At 59.3% G+C, this 16,533-nt stretch carries 13 protein-coding genes and 1 pseudogene; 6 read left to right on the plus strand and 8 right to left on the minus strand.

Translation table 11 applies throughout. From position 1 onward, the window contains the following. Nucleotides 1-472 precede the first annotated feature (472 nt). Nucleotides 473-679 (minus strand): hypothetical protein, encoded by a 207-nt coding sequence (locus FHT77_RS29580; protein WP_183759047.1) that lies wholly within the window; start codon nt 677-679, stop codon nt 473-475. 506 nt (nt 680-1,185) lie between these two features. On the opposite strand from FHT77_RS29580, the pseudogene FHT77_RS31815 reads away from it, so the two are divergent. Beyond that, a pseudogene (locus FHT77_RS31815) lies at nt 1,186-1,315 on the plus strand (ATP-dependent DNA ligase); the annotation flags it as partial. Between the two features lie 1,044 nt (nt 1,316-2,359). Here the strand turns inward: FHT77_RS31815 and FHT77_RS29585 are convergent. The 4 genes from FHT77_RS29585 to FHT77_RS29600 all read right to left on the minus strand — a co-directional run bounded on the left by FHT77_RS29585 (nt 2,360) and on the right by FHT77_RS29600 (nt 6,105). Further along, nucleotides 2,360-2,647 (minus strand): hypothetical protein, encoded by a 288-nt coding sequence (locus FHT77_RS29585; protein WP_183759048.1) that lies wholly within the window; start codon nt 2,645-2,647, stop codon nt 2,360-2,362. A gap of 1,412 nt (nt 2,648-4,059) precedes the next feature. Continuing rightward, nucleotides 4,060-4,242, minus strand: a complete 183-nt coding sequence (locus FHT77_RS29590; RefSeq protein ID WP_183759050.1) for a hypothetical protein — start codon at nt 4,240-4,242, stop codon at nt 4,060-4,062. A 190-nt stretch (nt 4,243-4,432) separates the two neighbouring features. After that, entirely contained in the window at nt 4,433-4,735 is a 303-nt protein-coding gene (locus tag FHT77_RS29595; protein WP_183759053.1) for a DUF982 domain-containing protein, read from the minus strand. A 293-nt stretch (nt 4,736-5,028) separates the two neighbouring features. Continuing rightward, complete coding sequence (locus tag FHT77_RS29600; RefSeq protein WP_183759055.1) at nt 5,029-6,105, minus strand: glycosyltransferase; 1,077 nt, start codon at nt 6,103-6,105, stop codon at nt 5,029-5,031. A gap of 261 nt (nt 6,106-6,366) precedes the next feature. On the opposite strand from FHT77_RS29600, the gene FHT77_RS29605 reads away from it, so the two are divergent. Both FHT77_RS29605 and FHT77_RS29610 read left to right on the plus strand, forming a co-directional pair. Next, the gene (locus tag FHT77_RS29605; RefSeq protein ID WP_183759095.1) at nt 6,367-7,137 is read left to right on the plus strand and encodes a WecB/TagA/CpsF family glycosyltransferase; all 771 of its coding nucleotides are present in this window, start codon (nt 6,367-6,369) and stop codon (nt 7,135-7,137) included. Nucleotides 7,138-7,151: 14 nt separating this feature from the next. Then, on the plus strand, nt 7,152-8,021 hold the full coding sequence (locus FHT77_RS29610; protein WP_183759057.1) for a DUF6492 family protein: 870 nt from the start codon (nt 7,152-7,154) through the stop codon (nt 8,019-8,021). Here the strand turns inward: FHT77_RS29610 and FHT77_RS29615 are convergent. The 3 genes from FHT77_RS29615 to FHT77_RS29625 all read right to left on the minus strand — a co-directional run bounded on the left by FHT77_RS29615 (nt 8,018) and on the right by FHT77_RS29625 (nt 11,896). Then, on the minus strand, nt 8,018-8,935 hold the full coding sequence (locus tag FHT77_RS29615) for a glycosyltransferase family 2 protein (protein WP_183759058.1): 918 nt from the start codon (nt 8,933-8,935) through the stop codon (nt 8,018-8,020). The genes FHT77_RS29610 and FHT77_RS29615 overlap by 4 nt on opposite strands. 128 nt (nt 8,936-9,063) lie before the next feature. Then, entirely contained in the window at nt 9,064-10,428 is a 1,365-nt protein-coding gene (locus FHT77_RS29620; protein ID WP_183759059.1) for an O-antigen ligase, read from the minus strand. Then, nucleotides 10,421-11,896 (minus strand): GumC family protein, encoded by a 1,476-nt coding sequence (locus FHT77_RS29625; protein WP_183759060.1) that lies wholly within the window; start codon nt 11,894-11,896, stop codon nt 10,421-10,423. The genes FHT77_RS29620 and FHT77_RS29625 overlap by 8 nt, the downstream gene beginning before the upstream one ends. 206 nt (nt 11,897-12,102) lie before the next feature. On the opposite strand from FHT77_RS29625, the gene FHT77_RS29630 reads away from it, so the two are divergent. The 3 genes from FHT77_RS29630 (at nt 12,103) to FHT77_RS29640 (ending at nt 16,531) form a co-directional block, all read left to right on the plus strand. Next, the gene (locus FHT77_RS29630; RefSeq protein WP_183759061.1) at nt 12,103-13,185 is read left to right on the plus strand and encodes an endo-1,4-beta-xylanase; all 1,083 of its coding nucleotides are present in this window, start codon (nt 12,103-12,105) and stop codon (nt 13,183-13,185) included. After that, the gene (locus FHT77_RS29635) at nt 13,182-14,600 is read left to right on the plus strand and encodes an oligosaccharide flippase family protein (RefSeq protein ID WP_183759062.1); all 1,419 of its coding nucleotides are present in this window, start codon (nt 13,182-13,184) and stop codon (nt 14,598-14,600) included. The genes FHT77_RS29630 and FHT77_RS29635 overlap by 4 nt, the downstream gene beginning before the upstream one ends. A 131-nt stretch (nt 14,601-14,731) precedes the next feature. Beyond that, nucleotides 14,732-16,531: a serine aminopeptidase domain-containing protein gene (locus FHT77_RS29640; protein ID WP_183759063.1), complete on the plus strand. Its 1,800-nt coding sequence runs from the start codon at nt 14,732-14,734 to the stop codon at nt 16,529-16,531. The last annotated feature ends 2 nt before the right edge of the window (nt 16,532-16,533 follow it).

Raw genomic sequence — 16,533 nt, forward strand, 5'->3', positions numbered from 1 at the left:
CTCGGATCAATCTGCAACCTCTTCAATAGCCAAGAATGTCGAAACTATTTTACAGCCGCAGGCTATGGGTTCGATTAAACGTACGGCGCTCTAGCGCTAGTTGAGCGGTCAGCCTCGACAAGCACGAGGCTCAAGGCGTCGGGCTGCACCAAGGGCGAGCGGTGCAAGGGGAAAGGTCGCAGTGGCCACCAGCTAGCAGCCAGCTCCCAAGGCGGCAGTTTGCAATGAATCGTAGAAGACCAAGTAGCCGATGTCTTCTTCCAGTGCCTTGCAGGTCTCATCGTATTCGGCGAACCGGCCAGCCTCGTCTTATCGCGAAAGGTACGGCCTCGCTGTACACTTCACACAGGTCTTGAACCCAATGTTGTTTTCCTTCGAACGCTCGAAGCCGAGGACATTTCATGGCCCAGCCTGCGTAAAGGTGGCTGAACTTGCGAGCTGCATCGTCGGACTGTTCAATCTTTTATGATCATCACAATGGATCTGTAGCACGCGATGTTGCTGCCAGGAAGGTCTCAGGGCGTTGTCTGTCAGGCTGCCTTCCATATCCTTTCGAATGGACGGAAGCAGGTTTTAGAACCACCAATCGGCTGCCAGGAAGAAGCTGGATAACCTTGTTGTGCGCCAGCTTGATCAACCCGCCCATGATTTCAGCTTCGGAAAAGCCAAGACCTTTCATTCGGTCTCCTATCCTATAAAGAGGAACGGTTTGATGCCATTTTGGTAGTAGGGACAGGAGCGCCAACTGGATATCAGAGCTTCTACTCAAAGAATGCTGCCTCCATATCAAAATGATCCCGCCGTGTAACGATTGGAACGTTTCTTTGTTCCTGGCTTCCTTTGATATGCCGGGGCGTGACAATGGCTCGTGTGTGGTGCGCTCGGACAGAAGCGGCCGGTTCACTAGCAACGACGGCTGATTGCGAACCGGCCCGACGCTGGCGTCTGGAGGGCAGGGCCAGCGCTCGACAAATATTAGCACGGAACTCCGCGATATCCGATTCAACAATGGCGGATGTAAAGTCGTGGTTCTGGAAGAGGCTGGCCCACTGAAGCGCCGAGCTCAGCAGCCGCCTCAACGCGTCAATCCCTTGCGGCTTGTGATGTATTGGCGTTGAGAAGGTCAACCATATCGTCGGCCTCCTCCAGACGGCAATGCGTGAGCGTCTCCCGGTTCACCTCTTCGTGTGGGTGCAGCCGACGCTGATGGCCGATCGAATACCGCGCATTGACGCACGATGGAAAACTGCGCCATGCCTCTTACAAGGACCCGCGGGAGGTGCAGCACAACGCTGCAGTCTGTGAAATCTCATGATCGCGGAAGACGGTGTTTGCTACGAGAAGAAGCCCAGACACTGGTTTCTGCAGATGCAGCCGTTTGAGGGAGCGTGTCCGACGCTTCTTCTCTATCCGTCTAACTTCAGCGTGGTCCGAATGTTCCAGCGTGATTGAAGGTTGGGCTCATGCGGCTCACGATAATTCGGGCGAAGGAACGCAACCCTAAGCCAAGGATCTCTCGACCCTGCGTCGCGGTTAACAAAACCCGTTCTCGACGCCCAGCCACGATGACGTCTGCGGGTCAGAAATGATATCCGTAAAATGTCGCATTTTTCGCGGCAATGAAGCCTTATCCTCCGAACATCCAAGGCGAGGTCAACCAAAAGCCTCTCCCAACGAAAGCTATCGCGGTGAGGACAAGGAGCAGGGCCAAGATGATGCCCGGAATGTCGAAGCAGTTCATTCGTGTTCCTCGCTGGTGCTCGCTCATTCTCTCAAGGGCCGACAACGAGCAGGTCCCGGGGCTGAGAGGGGTCCATCCGCGGTATCCGGCCTTCACTATGTCCTCGGTTACGAGGACGTTTGGAAGGCTACACCTTGGATGGTTCGTCGCCGCCTTTCGAAAGTCGAACGATTTAACGGACTTAGGTCCAAGCGGAAGGTGTCTGTCATCGGACAAGGCGAACGCAGCGAGGAGCCGGTGTTGCCAGCTCGACCCGCCACGCGCACCACCGTCGCCGAGAAGAGGTGCGGCGCCAGGTGATGGCGATTTATTGGCTGAGCGGCCGGCTCGCCTCGCGCGACAGGATCGCTCTAGGGAGCCGACCTGCGTCGGTCGTCGGGAACGGCTCCGGCGCTGAACGTCATGTAGCGACCAAAGCCTCTGGTTTCACGCGGCATTTCGACCGGTCCTAATAGTACTTTCCACCAAACAAGTGCTGGTTTTCCTCATTTGGATAGGCTGGAGGCCGGCTCGAGGATCGAGCTAAGCCGGACCTGGGAAACGCCGCGCATTCGCAATGCGCTAAGGCCCTGGAAGTGTCTCTCGCTCGCAATCGCCGATTGTGAAAATGCTCCGCGTCTATTTGTTCTTAAGTAGCCAAACCTTCCCGGCCATCGTAATGCCGTAGACGTCTTTCGACCTGTCATCGTCGAGATGCCGCCGCTCCAGAAAGCCAAGTCCATTTAGCTCATCCAAAGCTTTGGCTGTCACGGACTTCACTTTCTGGGGCCGTTCCTTCCAGCGGTCGGACTTCGCGTAGGTCACCGTTGCGTTCTGGTGCGTCCATTTATTCGACGGCTGCGGATATAGATCTCCGTCTTTGGCCAGTTTCAATGCTGCAATTAGCGATGGGGAAAGCTCAATCATGTTTAGGACGCCTGTATCGTTGAAGACGCGTTCCTAACACAATCCACAGACTTTGCACGTTCAGCTTTCCTGACGAGTAATCAGGTGTGGCACAGCATGATCAGGTGGAAGGAAGGCTCGGGGGGCAAGGGGTCGAGCCTTCCTCCTCATGCCGTGCGCTTGTGTGCAAGCGTTGCGGAGCTTACCCCCGGACGGAGTCTGGTTAGATAGACGAAATGCGTAGGGTATTATTTCAGCACAACGCCCCTACTTGCACTGTGCACAATCCCCCTGTAGCAATCTGCCCAAAGCAACTCGGGAGATGGCATGCGAGACCTCGTCTGCTTCTTCTGATGTGCGGTGTAATCTATCTGTTCACGCTAGTCTCTTCCGGTTTCTTTTCATGACAAGACTTGCGGCTCTAAGGGGCGCTATTTCAGCTAGGCTGACCGCCTTTTGCATTTTTCTTTGCCTCTTCCCGCTAATCGCTATGCTGCTCACTTGTCTTGTCCTGATAGCTGGCTTCGAGCTTAGACGGCGGATCATTTCTTCGGCGTCTCCAGCCCCCGACGATCCGGAGCTCTTCCCCCCACTCCCAAACCGATCGTCTGATACAGCGTGGAAATCCTAAAGACGACGCGGCTGCGTCAACTTGTGTCGGTGGAACAAGTCTTCAGCATGAATCAAATCCGCCATCTCAAGTGCGTCGTCCAGCGTCATGCCTTCGAGCGGGTGAGCTTCATCTTTCGCGGGCCACCCGGAGAAGACATCACAATCAACCACAAGCCTTCGAACGTGAGGCTCGACCGCAGGAGGCAGCGTCTATGGCCACATCCTTCTCATTTCCCAAGTGTAGGCTAAAGGGCGGGAACTGGAACCGTGGTACCCGTTCAGGGAATGGGGCAGGTCCTGAAGCCTAGTGACGTGCGAACCAGGTGGAATCAATACCTGCCCCTGAGGCTCTGTGAACAGGGCCCAGTCACCATTGGAGTTTGGTGACGCAAGGATAATAGGCCGTCGATGCGACGGGAAGGTAGTGGTTGTTTATGCCATGCCGGCATCTGTCTGCTACCGTACGCAAAGGCTAGTAATATACAAGGCATTTACCTTTCGCTTCCATTTTGCTCCTCATGGACGGCAGAAGAGATCATCGAAAACGGACGTTTATTGGCGCCAAGATCCTGCTTAATGGCGGCGCCTGCGTGCTGGATTGCGTTGTCAAGGATTTATCTGAGGGTGGGGGCACGCGTGAGCGTTAATGGAGCATTTGCTGTGCCTGCGCAGTTCGATTTGAAGTTATCAGATAGCCGATCTTTTCACTGCCGTTCGAAATGGCGTCGGTTGGAGTCCCTCGGGGCGAGTTTTCAAGTCCTATGATTGAAGGTAGCGCCAAAGCAAGGGTTTCCATCGATCTCTATCGGCACGGATGGACATCACTCAAACTTCGGTGCCCAAGCCTTCGCGTCTGGGAGGGCCAACAAGGTCAGGTTCGAGAATTGTGCGAAATCTACAGTGAAGTAACCATGCTGCACGACCTGACGTCCAAGGCCGGAGATGAAGAGGCGGTGACCAAGTACGAGGAGCTCCGTCTTGCACTGGAAGATGATGTCCATCATTACCTGGCCTTCTACAACGATATGGAAGGTGATCTTCCCCTAGCTACCATTCGGGCTTGGGTCTCTATCCATGAATGACAGTGCCTCATCGTATGGCCAAGGACTGATTTAACGCAGCCCTTGGCCAAGGATCTCTCAACCCTACAGCCCTACAGCAGCGAAAGGGCAATCCGCGATTTCAGCGGATCGGTCAATAAGCCTCGATGACTGACGGTGAAAAGCGCTTGCCATCCGGTCGCATGTTGTTTCGAGCCGCAAGGCCAGCCTCTAGACATGCCGCAAGAAAGAGTTCCTTGCAGACCGCGGGTGGCGTCTGGTGGTTCAGGGCCTTTCGACAGCTAATGACAGCTGCATCGTGATAGGCTCCGCGTGGGGAGGGCCATTCATTCTCGAGGAAGTCCAAGGTGTCGTGGACACTCTGAAAAGACACCTCGGTGCCATTCTGTAGTCGAACGTTAACAGGGACATTCCAGAGGACATCTGACGTCGTCATTTTTTCCTCCTTTTCTCTCAACGACAACGTAACGAGAATCTAATATTAGGTGCCCTGCAGCTCAAGAGGCGGCACGCGAAAAGTTAACGGTCGCCACCGGCGACAACCGCGACAAAGACCCCACCATTAGACAAAACGTGCCCCGCCTGGGCAGACCCAAGCGGGGCTGTCGTACAGGAAAGCGGAGAAGGTCGTTCATTTCCTTCTCTGCCGCTCAAACACAAAGATTTCGATTTTGTTCCGAGGGCGTCGATAACTGGTCTCGAATTGAGCAAGACATAGGAAAGCAATGATCAGTGAGCGGCGGCATGCGCATCGAGCGCGTCGATGACCGATTCCCACAGGGCGCCAATCTCGGCTGTCGCATCAAGTGGCGCAACACCGCCGCGAGGCGCCTTCGACACCGCCTCTGCCATCGTGCCCACGCCTGCATCCGTTGCCACCAGCCGCACCGCTCCGCGCTCAATCAGCTTGCGAAACAGACTGTGGTGAGCAAGCGCATTGCGTTGTCGCGGCGCATTGACGACGATCGGCTTTCCCGCGAAGCTTGCGGCCAGCACGCTTGCCCGGCGAGCCGTCAACCCTTCCGAGAACAGGTAGCAAAACACGTCAACATGGTTGAGGATCCCGTAAATATCTTCGGCATCCGCAACATAGCCTGTTACCGTCACACGGTCGGCAATGCCTAGCCTGTCGGCAAGAGCATAGAAATCGCGCTCCACATTGTCGAGGCCGCGGATGAATGAGCCAACGAAGACGACGCCGACGTCATGGCCATGCGCCAAAAGGTGCGCGGCAACCTCAAGGACTGCGGTCGACTGTTTCCTCGGGTAGATTGAACCGAATTGTCCGAGGATAAGGCGACCGGCTTTGCGCTGTTCCTTGAGGGCCTGGGCAACCGAACCTGATCTGAGCGATAACGGCAGGGCGAGGTTCGGCGGAATGGGGACGACATCCCGCTTGCGGGTTGCAAGGGCCGACAGGGGACTTATCGAAAATTCATCGGCCACTTCGGGCGCCGAAAACAGGATATGGGTTGCAAGGAGCACGACAGGGACAAGGACAAGCCTGCGCTTCCAGTCCAGCGCATCCCACTCGTGCAGCACGACGACGAGATCCTTCCGCCGAAGGCGGGTTGTCAACGCGACGGAAACAGGTTCCGCAAGTTTCCGTTTCCAGGCCACCACAGGGAAATTGAGGATCGCCGCATCGGCGTCGTCAAGGGCTGAGACGAGCGTGCGGATCTTGCCGTCGAGAAGGTGCGTACGGCCCCTAATTCCCAGTCTTGACGCTGTCTGGCGGGCAAACTCCTCGACGCCGCACGTCTGAACAGCGTCAGAGACAAGTGCAAGATAGCGACGCTTGGACATTTCGGACTTTCTGCGCGGTGGTCGACGGGGAAACACGTTGATACCGCTTTTTCGTAAAGGCCAACTTACGATTTTGGCTTCGAAAACATGAGTGTGTACGCCAGTCCCGTCACCAGTAACGGCGGTTAACTATAGCGCGAGGTTTTGCTGCGGTTGCTCGGTAAAAGCGCTAATTGAGAGGCTTGTTCTTGACCGTTGCCGGTTTTCGAAGGTGCTTGAATGGCTAGGCATGGCGGTGCGTCGGCGCCTCTCAGTTACTCGATGGTGGATTGGCCGACAAATCGGCTCGGAGCCCTTCCGATCGTGCGGGCAGGGATGGACGACTCCGCGGACGCGTTCATCAGGCTGGCTCTGGAACGGCGAGGTATTGGCGGGCGTCCTTTTTATTCGACATCCGCCAATGGTCAGGTGATCGCCCTTTGCGAGCAGGATGCCGATTTTCGCTCGTTGACCCGCCAGGCCGACCAGATCCACGCCGACGGGATGTCGGTTGTGCTGTTTTCAAAGCTGTCCTCGACTGAGCCGCTGCCGGAGCGCGTCGCGACCACCGATCTCATCCATGCGGTAGCGGCACGCGCCGCCAAGACGGATGTCAGTTTCTATTTTCTGGGCGCCACCGAAGAGGTGAATGCGCGGGCGGTCGAAAATCTGACGAGGGCCTATCCGGGACTTCGGTTTGCCGGACGGCGCAATGGCTACTTTGATCGCGCCGAGGAAGACGCCGTCATCGAAGCGATCAACGCAGCCGCGCCCGACATTCTTTGGATAGGCTTTGGCGTTCCACTTGAGCAGCAGTTCGTCGTCCGCAACATCGAGCGGCTGCACAATGTCGGACTGATCAAGACGGCAGGCGGTCTTTTCGACTTTCTGGCCGGGAGCAAGAGCCGTGCGCCGCATTGGATGCAGGCGCTCGGCCTCGAATGGCTCTATCGCATGATCCTTGAACCCCGGCGCCTCGCGGTGCGCTACCTCACCAGCAATCCGGTTGCCATCTATGCCATGCTGCGAGCCGTTGCCAGGCGCAGCCATTGACGGAAGATCCGATCATGAAACCCTCGATATCGCTCATCACGCCGAGCCATCGTGGCGATCGCGACAGATGCCGGCTGCTGTGTGACTCGATCGACCGCTATGTCACCGGTTACGACACCCACTACATCGTAGTGGGGGACGAGGATGCCGACGCGTTCGCCGGGTTCGAAGGCGAAAAGCGCCACGTTGTTGTTTCGTCCAGCCTGTTGCCGCCTCTGTGGTCCCTTCCGAAATGGCGTGGCCGGCACTACTGGTGGGCCCCATACATGCGCCTTCCGGTTTATGGCTGGCATTTGCAACAGTTGCGCAAGATCGCCATGACCCTCGCGCAGCGAAGCGATCGGGTCATGTGCATCGATTCCGACAACTGTTTCTGCAAACCCTTCGACGTTGGGGCCTTGGCGCAGCAGCCGAAAGTCGCTCATTTCGTGGCGTCCGGTGACGTCAATTCATCACGACCAAGGCATGTCCGCTGGTGGCACAATGCCCATCGGCTGCTCGGCCTGACGCCACCCGCCCTGCCAGGCGACGATTTCATCAGCCAGATGGTGCTCTGGGAGCGGCGAACCGTCGATATCATGACGAAACGCGTCGAAGCGGCGAGCGGCCTTCCCTGGTGGCAGGCGCTCGCTCGCGTCAGGCATTTTTCGGAGTACCTGCTCTATGGTGTTGCCGTCGCAAACGACGAAGAGCTGGCCAACCGGCACATGCGTGTTTCGCAGAGCCCGTGTCTGACCTACTGGGAAGGACCGGCGCTCGACCAGGCGGGCCTCTCCGCGCTCATCCGGCAAATGACGCCCGAACAGACGACGATTGCCGTCCAATCGCATACGCGAACACCGATCGACGTGATCCGCCAAATTGCGCTTGGCACGGCGGCCTAATTGCTGGCGCGATAGGGCGTCGGAAGGAAGCCGAGAGTGGCGAGCGTTCGACCGATCGACACCAAAAGCGGATGGCTTGCCGGTAGCAGCCGTCGGGTCCTGACGAGCAGCGCCAGCGAGCGCATCGCACCTGCTCCGAGACTGAGCGCATTCTTTGCGATCACTCTTCCGGCTGATCCGCTATGCATCCGATCGATGACGTAGTTGATGCTACCCGTTCGCAAGGATCGGGTCATCAGGAAGCGGGCCGAAACCCGTTCCTCGGGAACGAATTCCCGGATCACCGCCTCCGCGCACCACCAGCTCTTGTAGCCTGCCCGTCGGCACCTCGTGAAAAACTCCATGTCTCCGCCGCCGAGAAAGTTGAAGCGCACGTCAAACAGCGGCGAGGGGAGACCTTCGAATACATGCCGGCGGATGAGGCAGTTTCCTGAGCCGTGGATCTGGTCGATCTGGCGCGTCGTGCCCTCGATCGAACCGAAAAGAAGATGCCGTTTGACGGCGTCGGTCACGGGCACCTCGAACTGCCGCACCACCGGTCCGCCAACGATATCGGCCTTCTCGCGCCTTGCCGTGCCGACGATCGCCGCAAGCCAGCCTTCGAGGGCGATCTCGTCGTCGTCGATCATCAGCAGGAACTCGGCGCCGGGAAATGCGTCCATGGCTTCGCCGAACGCGCGGTTGATGGCATGACAGTTGCCTTGCCGCTCCTCCGTCAGCACCAGGGATGGTTGGCACTGGCTGGCGAGGAATTCGCGTGCGTAGCGGGCACCCACCGGGTTCGCCGCGTCATTGTCAACGACCACGACGGCAAATGGAAAATCGGTTTCCTGGGCACAGACAGATTGCAGCGTCCGAGCGAGCCAGGCGGGTCGTCGAAATGTTGGGATGCAGACCACGGCCTCTACGGACATCTTGCTTTCCTACATGTTCCAAATCCCCGTCGTATTAAGGACCGTCCAGTCGGCCAGTTCGGGGGAGGTTTCACCTCGCGACGGCGAAGCTTTAGCCGGCTGCGGGATAATCTACAATCAGGGCCTGATCATGAGGTTAACAGGCTCTGTCGAAGCCGCTCTGCCGCCGGCGCCGCGGGAATTGCCGGCAGCGTCGGTATGGGCGCCGCCGTGCTCACGAGACCGGCATTTGCCTGCAGGCGCAGCCCGAAGACGGCAACAAGCATCGTAAACCAGATCGGTCCGCTATTGCCGAAGAACGGGCTTTCGAGGCAGGCGAGAAACAGGGAAAACAACCAGATCCGCAGGAAAAGCCGGGTCAATGCCCGGTCGTTTCTTCCCTTCAAGGCGCGTGTGGCGTGTCCGATCGGCAGGATGACAAGCCAGACAAACACCATCGCCAGTGCCGGTATTCCGCCATTGATCAGCTGTTCGACATAGCCGTTATGAGAATTGGCCGCGGTCACGGCCCATGTCGCCATCGCCTGGCCGCTGTTGAACAAGGCTTCGGTCTGCCAGAACGACTGGAAACCATAGCCGATGATGGGCCGCGCGGCGATTGCCGACAACGCCAGGCGCCAGATCGAACCACGATCCGTAAACGTCGGATCGATCCCGGCAGAGGCGAGCAAAGTGCTGAACGACGTCGATACGGCTGCCGTCAACAGCATGAGGTTCAGGCCAATGAGGCCAGCAAGCAGCATGGCGGCGCCGGCCTTCGGCCAACGTTCGAATGTCCAGGCAAGAACAAGGATTGCCGGCAGCATTGCTGCAGAGGTCTTTCCGCCGGCGTGGAGCACGAAGAACGCCGCCGAAAGGGTCATCAGCAGACCAAGCCTGATGTGCCCGGCCTTTCTCGCATAGAGACCGAAGAAAACGGCATAGACCATGGCGGCAGCAGCAACGTTCTTGTGGCCGAAGTGACCGCGCCAGTCGCCCGCAAGCGATTGCTCGAGGGCGTCGGTGGCCTGGTGGATCGCAAGGTGCGGCAGGGCGATGACGCCGAGATAGGAAAGAGCGATCGCGAAACCCAGGCCGATCGACATCAGTCCTGCGAACTGCTGGCCATCGCGCGGAATGAGAAGCATGGCATTGGCGCACAGGCAGACCAGTATCGCAAAGATAATGCGGCGGTAGGCTGCGGCCGGATCACCGGCAAACAGGCCCGTAAACAGCATCCAGACAAGCAGACAGGCCAGCAGGCCATGTGGGCGCAACAACAGTTGGCGGGCCGGGTTTCGCAGGACCGTAACCAGTACCACACCCGACATGGCGACGACGATCAACTGGTTGAAGACGTTCGAACTCGCGCCATAGGGCGTGGAGAGGCTGGTGGCATTCGGGTCGGGAAAGGGGTTCAGGCCGATCCAGAAGTAGCCGAGGATCAGGAGAAACAGGAAGGCGGTGAAGCCGCGGCCGTCTCGGCTCGACACGGCCCCGACGACCTTAGTCATGGGTCTTGGCCTCGCTGTCAATCAGCCGTCGATAGTCGCGCCAAAAACCGGAGAGAAGGGCTGCGAAAATCCCAAGTCCGAGGCCGAGGATGCCGCCCGCACCTGACAGCACGTAGCCACGCGGCGGAAAGCTTCGCGCTGTCGGCACAACGGCGGGGGAGACGATCCGGACGTTGGTCGTGTCGATCTGCTGGCGCTCGGCGGCTTCGCCGGCCCTTGCCATGAAAGCCTCGTAGACCGTTGCCTTGGCGCGTGCCTCGCGTTCGAGTTCGCGCAGATGAATTTGCGCTGCCGTATCCTGGAAGACGGATGTCTTCATCTGGTTGGCTTCCGAATTGAGTGCGTCAAGGGCCGACTTCGCCTGATCAAGCTCTGCCTTCGCCGATTGCACGATCCGTGCGGTCTCCGCATCGATCTGGCCCTCCAGCGCGCGAAGCTGCGGCTGAAGCGTGACGATCATCGGATGCTTTGGTCCAAGGATCGCCGATTGCGACGTCGCCCGTTGGCGCAACGTCGAATATTGGGTTCGCAGCATCGTCATCGTTTCCGATTGCAGGGCAGATGCGTTCAGGCGGTTCTTCGGATTGGTCGATACGAGCTCGTTGTAGCGTGATTGCGCCTGGATGAGACGCGCCTTGGCATCGATGAGCTGGGTGTTCGTCTGGTTCGACATGAGGGTGCTGACCAGTTCGCCGGAGCTCGACTGCAAGCCCTGTTCCCGCTTGAACACCTCGACGGCAGCCTCTGCCTTGGCAACCTCCGCCTTCAGGTCGCCGAGGCGCGCAAACAGCGAACTGGCTGCCCGTCCAGCGCCTTCCGACTCCGCCCTGGCAAGTTCTTCCTGGAACGCCGACGCGATCGCGTTGGTGATTGTGACCGACTTGGCAGCATCCTGCGTCCACACGGCGACGTTAACGATGAAGGATCGTTCGTCGCGGCGGGCCGTGACGCGCTTGGCGAGCGTGCGAAGCGCGTCGGAGCCCGGATCCTTCGATGTCTGAGACGCGAATTCCGGATCCGAGGTGAGCTTCAGGTCACCAACCACGCGGTTCAACACGTTGCCAGAGGTCAGGACGCGCAATTTGCTCTCGACATCCAGGAGCTGGGTGTCCCTCTGGATGCTCTCGGAAAAGATGTCGTCGGCAACGACGCGAAGGTTCGACGGGTCGACCAGGAGGTCGATGCCGGCGGTATAGCGCGGCTTGACGACGAAGACGACGGCATACCCTGCAACCGCCCCGAGGAGCGCACAAGAGATGATGAGAATGACGCCTTTCCTGAGCCAGGTTAGGATACGCGTCAGATCGAACTGAAGGAGTTCCTGGACCACGGCCAGACGGCCCTGCAGCGGCGCCGGTTCGACCAGGGTCAGGCCTGGACGGGCTTGTCCGACACGCCCCTCCTGGCGTGTCGTCCAGCCGCGCGTGCTGATGACCGGAGTCTGATGTCTGGTAGCGGCTTCGTACATGGCGGCGAGATCTGAGTGACACGGCGCGAAATAACGCGAAATATACGGTCAAAAGACCTGATTTTCCTTAACTATCCATTAATGGCGATTTCATTTGTTGCGTGCGCGCGACACAGGCGTTCGATAAAAGCCGGACTCTCAAGGCTTGGCTGGCGCGCCCGGCCGAACCCTGTCTCATTTGAAGACAAATCGAAGGATGTTGATCAATGCGCAGGCGGGATTTCGTTCTCGGTGCCCTGGGTGCTGGCCTGGCGTCAACGGGCGCCTTCGATAGCCTCGTTCGAAACGACATCACCGCGCAGGCGGCATTCGCCAGAGGCGGCATTCCCTACGGCGCGGCGGTGCGCACGGACCTCCTCGACACGGAGTTCGACTACAAGGAAGCCATTATCGATCACTGTCAGATCGTGGTCGGTGAAGGCGGCCTCAAATGGATCGATCTGCGTCCGAGCCAGGAGCAGTTCGTTTTCGAGCAGCCCGATCGCCTGATCGACTTCGCCAACCGCAACGGGATGCAGATGCGGGGGCATACGCTTGCTTGGTATGGCGCCATGCCGGACTGGACGAAAACCATTGCCAGTGCGGCAGAAGCCGAACGCGAGCTCGTCCATCACATCACGACCGTCGTCGGACGCTATCGGGGACGGATCCCCAGCTGGGACGTCGTAAACGAGGCGATTGCCGAAACGCCGATGCGCGGCTCTGTCATACGCAATTCAATCTGGCAGGAACGTCTTGGCCCACGCTATATCGAGATTGCCCTTCGGACCGCGGCCGCGGTCGACCCCTCGGCCCAGCTCGTCATCAACGACTACAACGTCGAAAACCCGACACCCCAGTGCCGCGACCGGCGCAAGGCCTTGCTCGATCTCCTGCGCAGCCTGAAGGATCGTGATGTTCCGTTCCATGCTGTCGGAATACAGGGGCACCTGCCCGGAGACCTGGAGATCGACAGGGAAGGACTGTCGAGGTTCGTGGAAGACGTGAAGGGAATGCAGCTCGATGTTCTCGTCACCGAGCTCGACGTCATCGACGACAAGCTGCCCCCCAACGAGTACGACCGCGACCGGATCGTGGCCAGGCGTGCGGGTGATTTCCTCGCTGCAATCGACGAGGCTGCGCGTCCGAGCGCCGTCCTCACCTGGGGGATTACGGATCGCTATACCTGGGTGCCGATGTGGTTCAAGCGATCGGACGGCAAGCCGAACCGGCCGCTGCCGCTTGATGCCTCGTGCCGACCGAAGGCGTTGATGAAAGTGATCGACGAGTTCACGCGCGCGGCTGAATGATGTTTCGCCAGATTTCGACCTATATGATCGCGAATGCCGTATCCGCAGCCTTCGGCTTCGTTTCGGTCGTGCTGTTCACGCGTATGCTCAGCCCGCATGAATATGGGATCTATGTCGTCGGAACGGGCGTCGCCGGTGTAATCTCGACGCTGCTCTTCGGCTGGATAAAATTCTCGGTACTGCGTTTCGAATCCGAAGGCGGAAGGAAGGATGTCCGCACAACCGCGCTCTATGCCTATGGCGGGCTCATGCTGGTCAGCCCGCTGGTCGTTGCCGTGACGTGGCTGATCGCCGAGAATTCATCGACCTATGTCGTGCCCGCCGTGTTCGTCGCGTTCATGGTGGGGCTTTTCGAATTCGTCCAGGAGATCTTCAGATCACGCCAGCAGACGGGAGCCTACATGTGGTCCGTCATTCTGCGCGCGGTGCTGACCGTCATATTCTCGGCTGGTCTTGTGATGCTGTTTGGCATGGGAGGGCAGGGCCTGCTCGTCAGCGTCGCCTGCTCCTACCTCGCAACACTCCTCGTCTACGCGCCGGGCGTCTGGCGTCGGCCTCGCCATCCCTTCGATGTCGATCTGCTGAAGGATATGCTGCGCTTCGGGATTCCGATGACGGCGTCGTCCTTCGTCTTCGTCCTCCACACCGTCCTCGACCGCATGATCATCGTGACCTACATGGGCGAGACGGCCGCCGGTGTCTATGGCGCTGCTGCCGATCTGGTGCGTCAGATCATCCTGTTTCCAGGCGTCGCGATCGGATCTGCCACGATCCCTGTGGCGATCCGGCTGTTGACGCAGGACGGCCGCGAGGCCACCAACCGGCATCTGACGGAAACAGCCGAGATGCTTCTGGCCGTGCTGATGCCGATGGTCGTCGGGCTGGCGCTGGTGGCGCCAGGGTTCGCCTCCTTGATCCTTGGGCCAGAGTTTCGGGACGCTGCCGCGATGCTGATGCCAATCCTGGTCTTTGCCTGGCTGTTCCGATCGATCTCCTATCAGTTCGTTCACGTCAGTTTCCAGCTGGCAAAGAAGCCGGGGCTGATGGGTGTCCAGGGCTTGATCATCCTGGCGATCAACGTTGCCGCCATGTTTGTCCTTGTCCCGCGGTTCCAATTGGTCGGGGCGGCTTACGCGCTGTTGATTGCCGAGATAGGCGGCGCGATCGCGGGCTATTTCCTGTCCTATCGGGCTCACCGCTTGCCATTCGAGCTCAGACCGATCCTCAAGGTCAGCCTCGCGACCGCAACGATGGCCGTGCCGACCGTCATCGTCGGGCGGCACCCGACCGGTAATGTGGTGCTTGACCTCGCAGCGCCAATCATCACCGGCGTCGTCGTCTATACGCTTGCCGGCATTGCACTCAATCTCGCCGGCGTCCGCGTCGCATTGACGAAGCGGCTGCGACTTGCCTGAGGACGAACACGTTTGCGTGATTGGCGGCAATGCAAGGGAAGAGGCGCACTCCGTACAGATTCCGCTAATCCTTACCACCTAAGGAAGAAGCCAGGGAAGGACGCACGGCGGGGGCCGGGTTGGGGCATGGGATGACAACAACGATAGAGAATGGCGCGAATTCGGTCACAGGCGCGTGCTGCGCCTCGCGGCCGGTCGCTTTCGGATCAAGCACCGGCCTGTATGCCGAAGCGGATCAGGGCACGCGGCCAAGCGGCGTGGCCGTGCTTTTTCTCAATCCCTGGGGGATGGAGGAGATGTGCACGCGCAGGTTCTACCGGATTCTGGCCGAGCGCCTCTCGGGCATCGGCGTGGCCAGCCTTCGGTTCGATTTTTCGGGCACGGTGAATTCGCTCGACGAAACCGCCGGCGAACGCGGTCTCTCGGTCTGGCAGCAGCAGGTTGCAACGGCCGCGGAAACCCTCCGGGAGCTTTCTGGAGCGCGCAGTCTCGTTTTCCTCGGACAGGGGATCGGTGCGAGCCTCGCCCTTCTATCTGCCGATAAGCGGCCCTCGCCGGACGCCCTTGCCCTCCTGGCGCCTGTGCTGAAGGGGCGGGCCTATCTCCGCGAGCTGTCGCTCTATTCCAGGCTCATCGACGACGGGCTCGGTATCAAGCCCGAGTTGCGGGACAACGCGGCCGGATCGATTGCCGGGATACGCATGCCGCGGGCCGTTGCTGATGACCTCCGGCGCCTGGACCTCACGAAGGTGGAGATCGATGCACCCCCTGATCTGTTCCTTGCCGTTCGCCCCGGTCTCGAAAGTGACGTCACCCTCTGTCATCAGCTGGAAGCGGCTGGATGCCGGCTGCGTGCGACTGATTTTGCCGGTTATGATGCGTTTGTGTCCAATCCCCTCAATCAGGAAATTCCTGACGCCGTGGCCCGGGATCTGATCGATTGGGTCCAGTCTCTTCCCGGCTACCAAAGCGGGCGCCTTTCGGCGAGGACAATGCCGATGCCCGTCGCATCGGTTCGATCAAGGTGCATTCGCGAAACCGCGGTTCGGTTCGGTCCGGACGAGCGGCTCCATGGCATCCTGTGCGAGCCGACAGATTCGTTCGCCGGTGTAACGGCTGTCATTCTGACGACGGCTTATGATCATGCGGCGGGCTGGGGACGGTTCTCGGTCGAGCTTGCGCGCGCGCTCGCAACCGCCGGGGTGGCATCGTTCAGATTTGACAGCGCCGGCGTCGGGGATAGTCCGCCGGTGCCGGGTCGGCGCAGGCAGGTTCTCTATGACGAGGCGCAGGTGGACGATGTCATAATCGCGCGAGACTTTCTCGAGCAGCATGGCCCAGGTGGCAGCACGATCCTGATCGGGCGATGCAGTGGTGCCTACGTCGCGTTTCGTAGCGTCCTTGCCGATCCTCGCTGGGACGCCTGCATCCTCGTCAACCCGGTTGCGTTCCGGTGGCGGTTCAGAGGGCTTCCAAAGACCCTGAAGTCTTACCTCAAGAATGCGCTCGATCGGGAAAGCCTGCTTCGTCTGTGGGCGGGCGATCTCGACCTTCGCGCGGTGACCAGGAACATTTCCGTGCGTCTTGTTGACCGAATGGCGAGCCGGCTGTCGTCGGTTTTTGCGCCAGCCAAGCCACTGACGCAACTGACCCGGCAGGTGCACCGTGATTTCCAGGTTCTTGCCGATCGCAGCATGCCGCTCGCAATCGTCTACACCGAAGGGGACGAGGGCCAGGATATGTTCAGGGTCAATTTTGGCGATGCGGGCGAAAGATTGTCGGCCTATCCCAACGTGGCACTGCACCTCTTTCCCGATGCCGACCATAATCTGACACCGATGCCAGCCCGCGAAAGACTGATCGAGCTGGCCAAGGTTGAGGCGCTCGCGATTAGTGCCGCTTCCCTGAAAAAAAGTATGGCACGAGGCTGAAG

This window comes from Rhizobium sp. BK181, from assembly GCF_014193305.1.
In the GTDB taxonomy this organism is placed as follows: Bacteria; Pseudomonadota; Alphaproteobacteria; order Rhizobiales; family Rhizobiaceae; genus Rhizobium.

Excerpts from the sequence above, each read along its gene's own strand:
- FHT77_RS29580 (WP_183759047.1), bottom strand. The coding sequence starts at position 679 with ATGAAAGGTCTTGGCTTTTCCGAAGCTGAAATCATGGGCGGGTTGATC.
- FHT77_RS29585 (WP_183759048.1), bottom strand. The coding sequence starts at position 2,647 with ATGATTGAGCTTTCCCCATCGCTAATTGCAGCATTGAAACTGGCCAAA.
- FHT77_RS29590 (WP_183759050.1), bottom strand. The coding sequence starts at position 4,242 with ATGATGGACATCATCTTCCAGTGCAAGACGGAGCTCCTCGTACTTGGT.
- FHT77_RS29595 (WP_183759053.1), bottom strand. The coding sequence starts at position 4,735 with ATGACGACGTCAGATGTCCTCTGGAATGTCCCTGTTAACGTTCGACTA.
- FHT77_RS29600 (WP_183759055.1), bottom strand. The coding sequence starts at position 6,105 with ATGTCCAAGCGTCGCTATCTTGCACTTGTCTCTGACGCTGTTCAGACG.
- FHT77_RS29605 (WP_183759095.1), top strand. The coding sequence starts at position 6,367 with ATGGTGGATTGGCCGACAAATCGGCTCGGAGCCCTTCCGATCGTGCGG.
- FHT77_RS29610 (WP_183759057.1), top strand. The coding sequence starts at position 7,152 with ATGAAACCCTCGATATCGCTCATCACGCCGAGCCATCGTGGCGATCGC.
- FHT77_RS29615 (WP_183759058.1), bottom strand. The coding sequence starts at position 8,935 with ATGTCCGTAGAGGCCGTGGTCTGCATCCCAACATTTCGACGACCCGCC.
- FHT77_RS29620 (WP_183759059.1), bottom strand. The coding sequence starts at position 10,428 with ATGACTAAGGTCGTCGGGGCCGTGTCGAGCCGAGACGGCCGCGGCTTC.
- FHT77_RS29625 (WP_183759060.1), bottom strand. The coding sequence starts at position 11,896 with ATGTACGAAGCCGCTACCAGACATCAGACTCCGGTCATCAGCACGCGC.
- FHT77_RS29630 (WP_183759061.1), top strand. The coding sequence starts at position 12,103 with ATGCGCAGGCGGGATTTCGTTCTCGGTGCCCTGGGTGCTGGCCTGGCG.
- FHT77_RS29635 (WP_183759062.1), top strand. The coding sequence starts at position 13,182 with ATGATGTTTCGCCAGATTTCGACCTATATGATCGCGAATGCCGTATCC.
- FHT77_RS29640 (WP_183759063.1), top strand. The coding sequence starts at position 14,732 with ATGACAACAACGATAGAGAATGGCGCGAATTCGGTCACAGGCGCGTGC.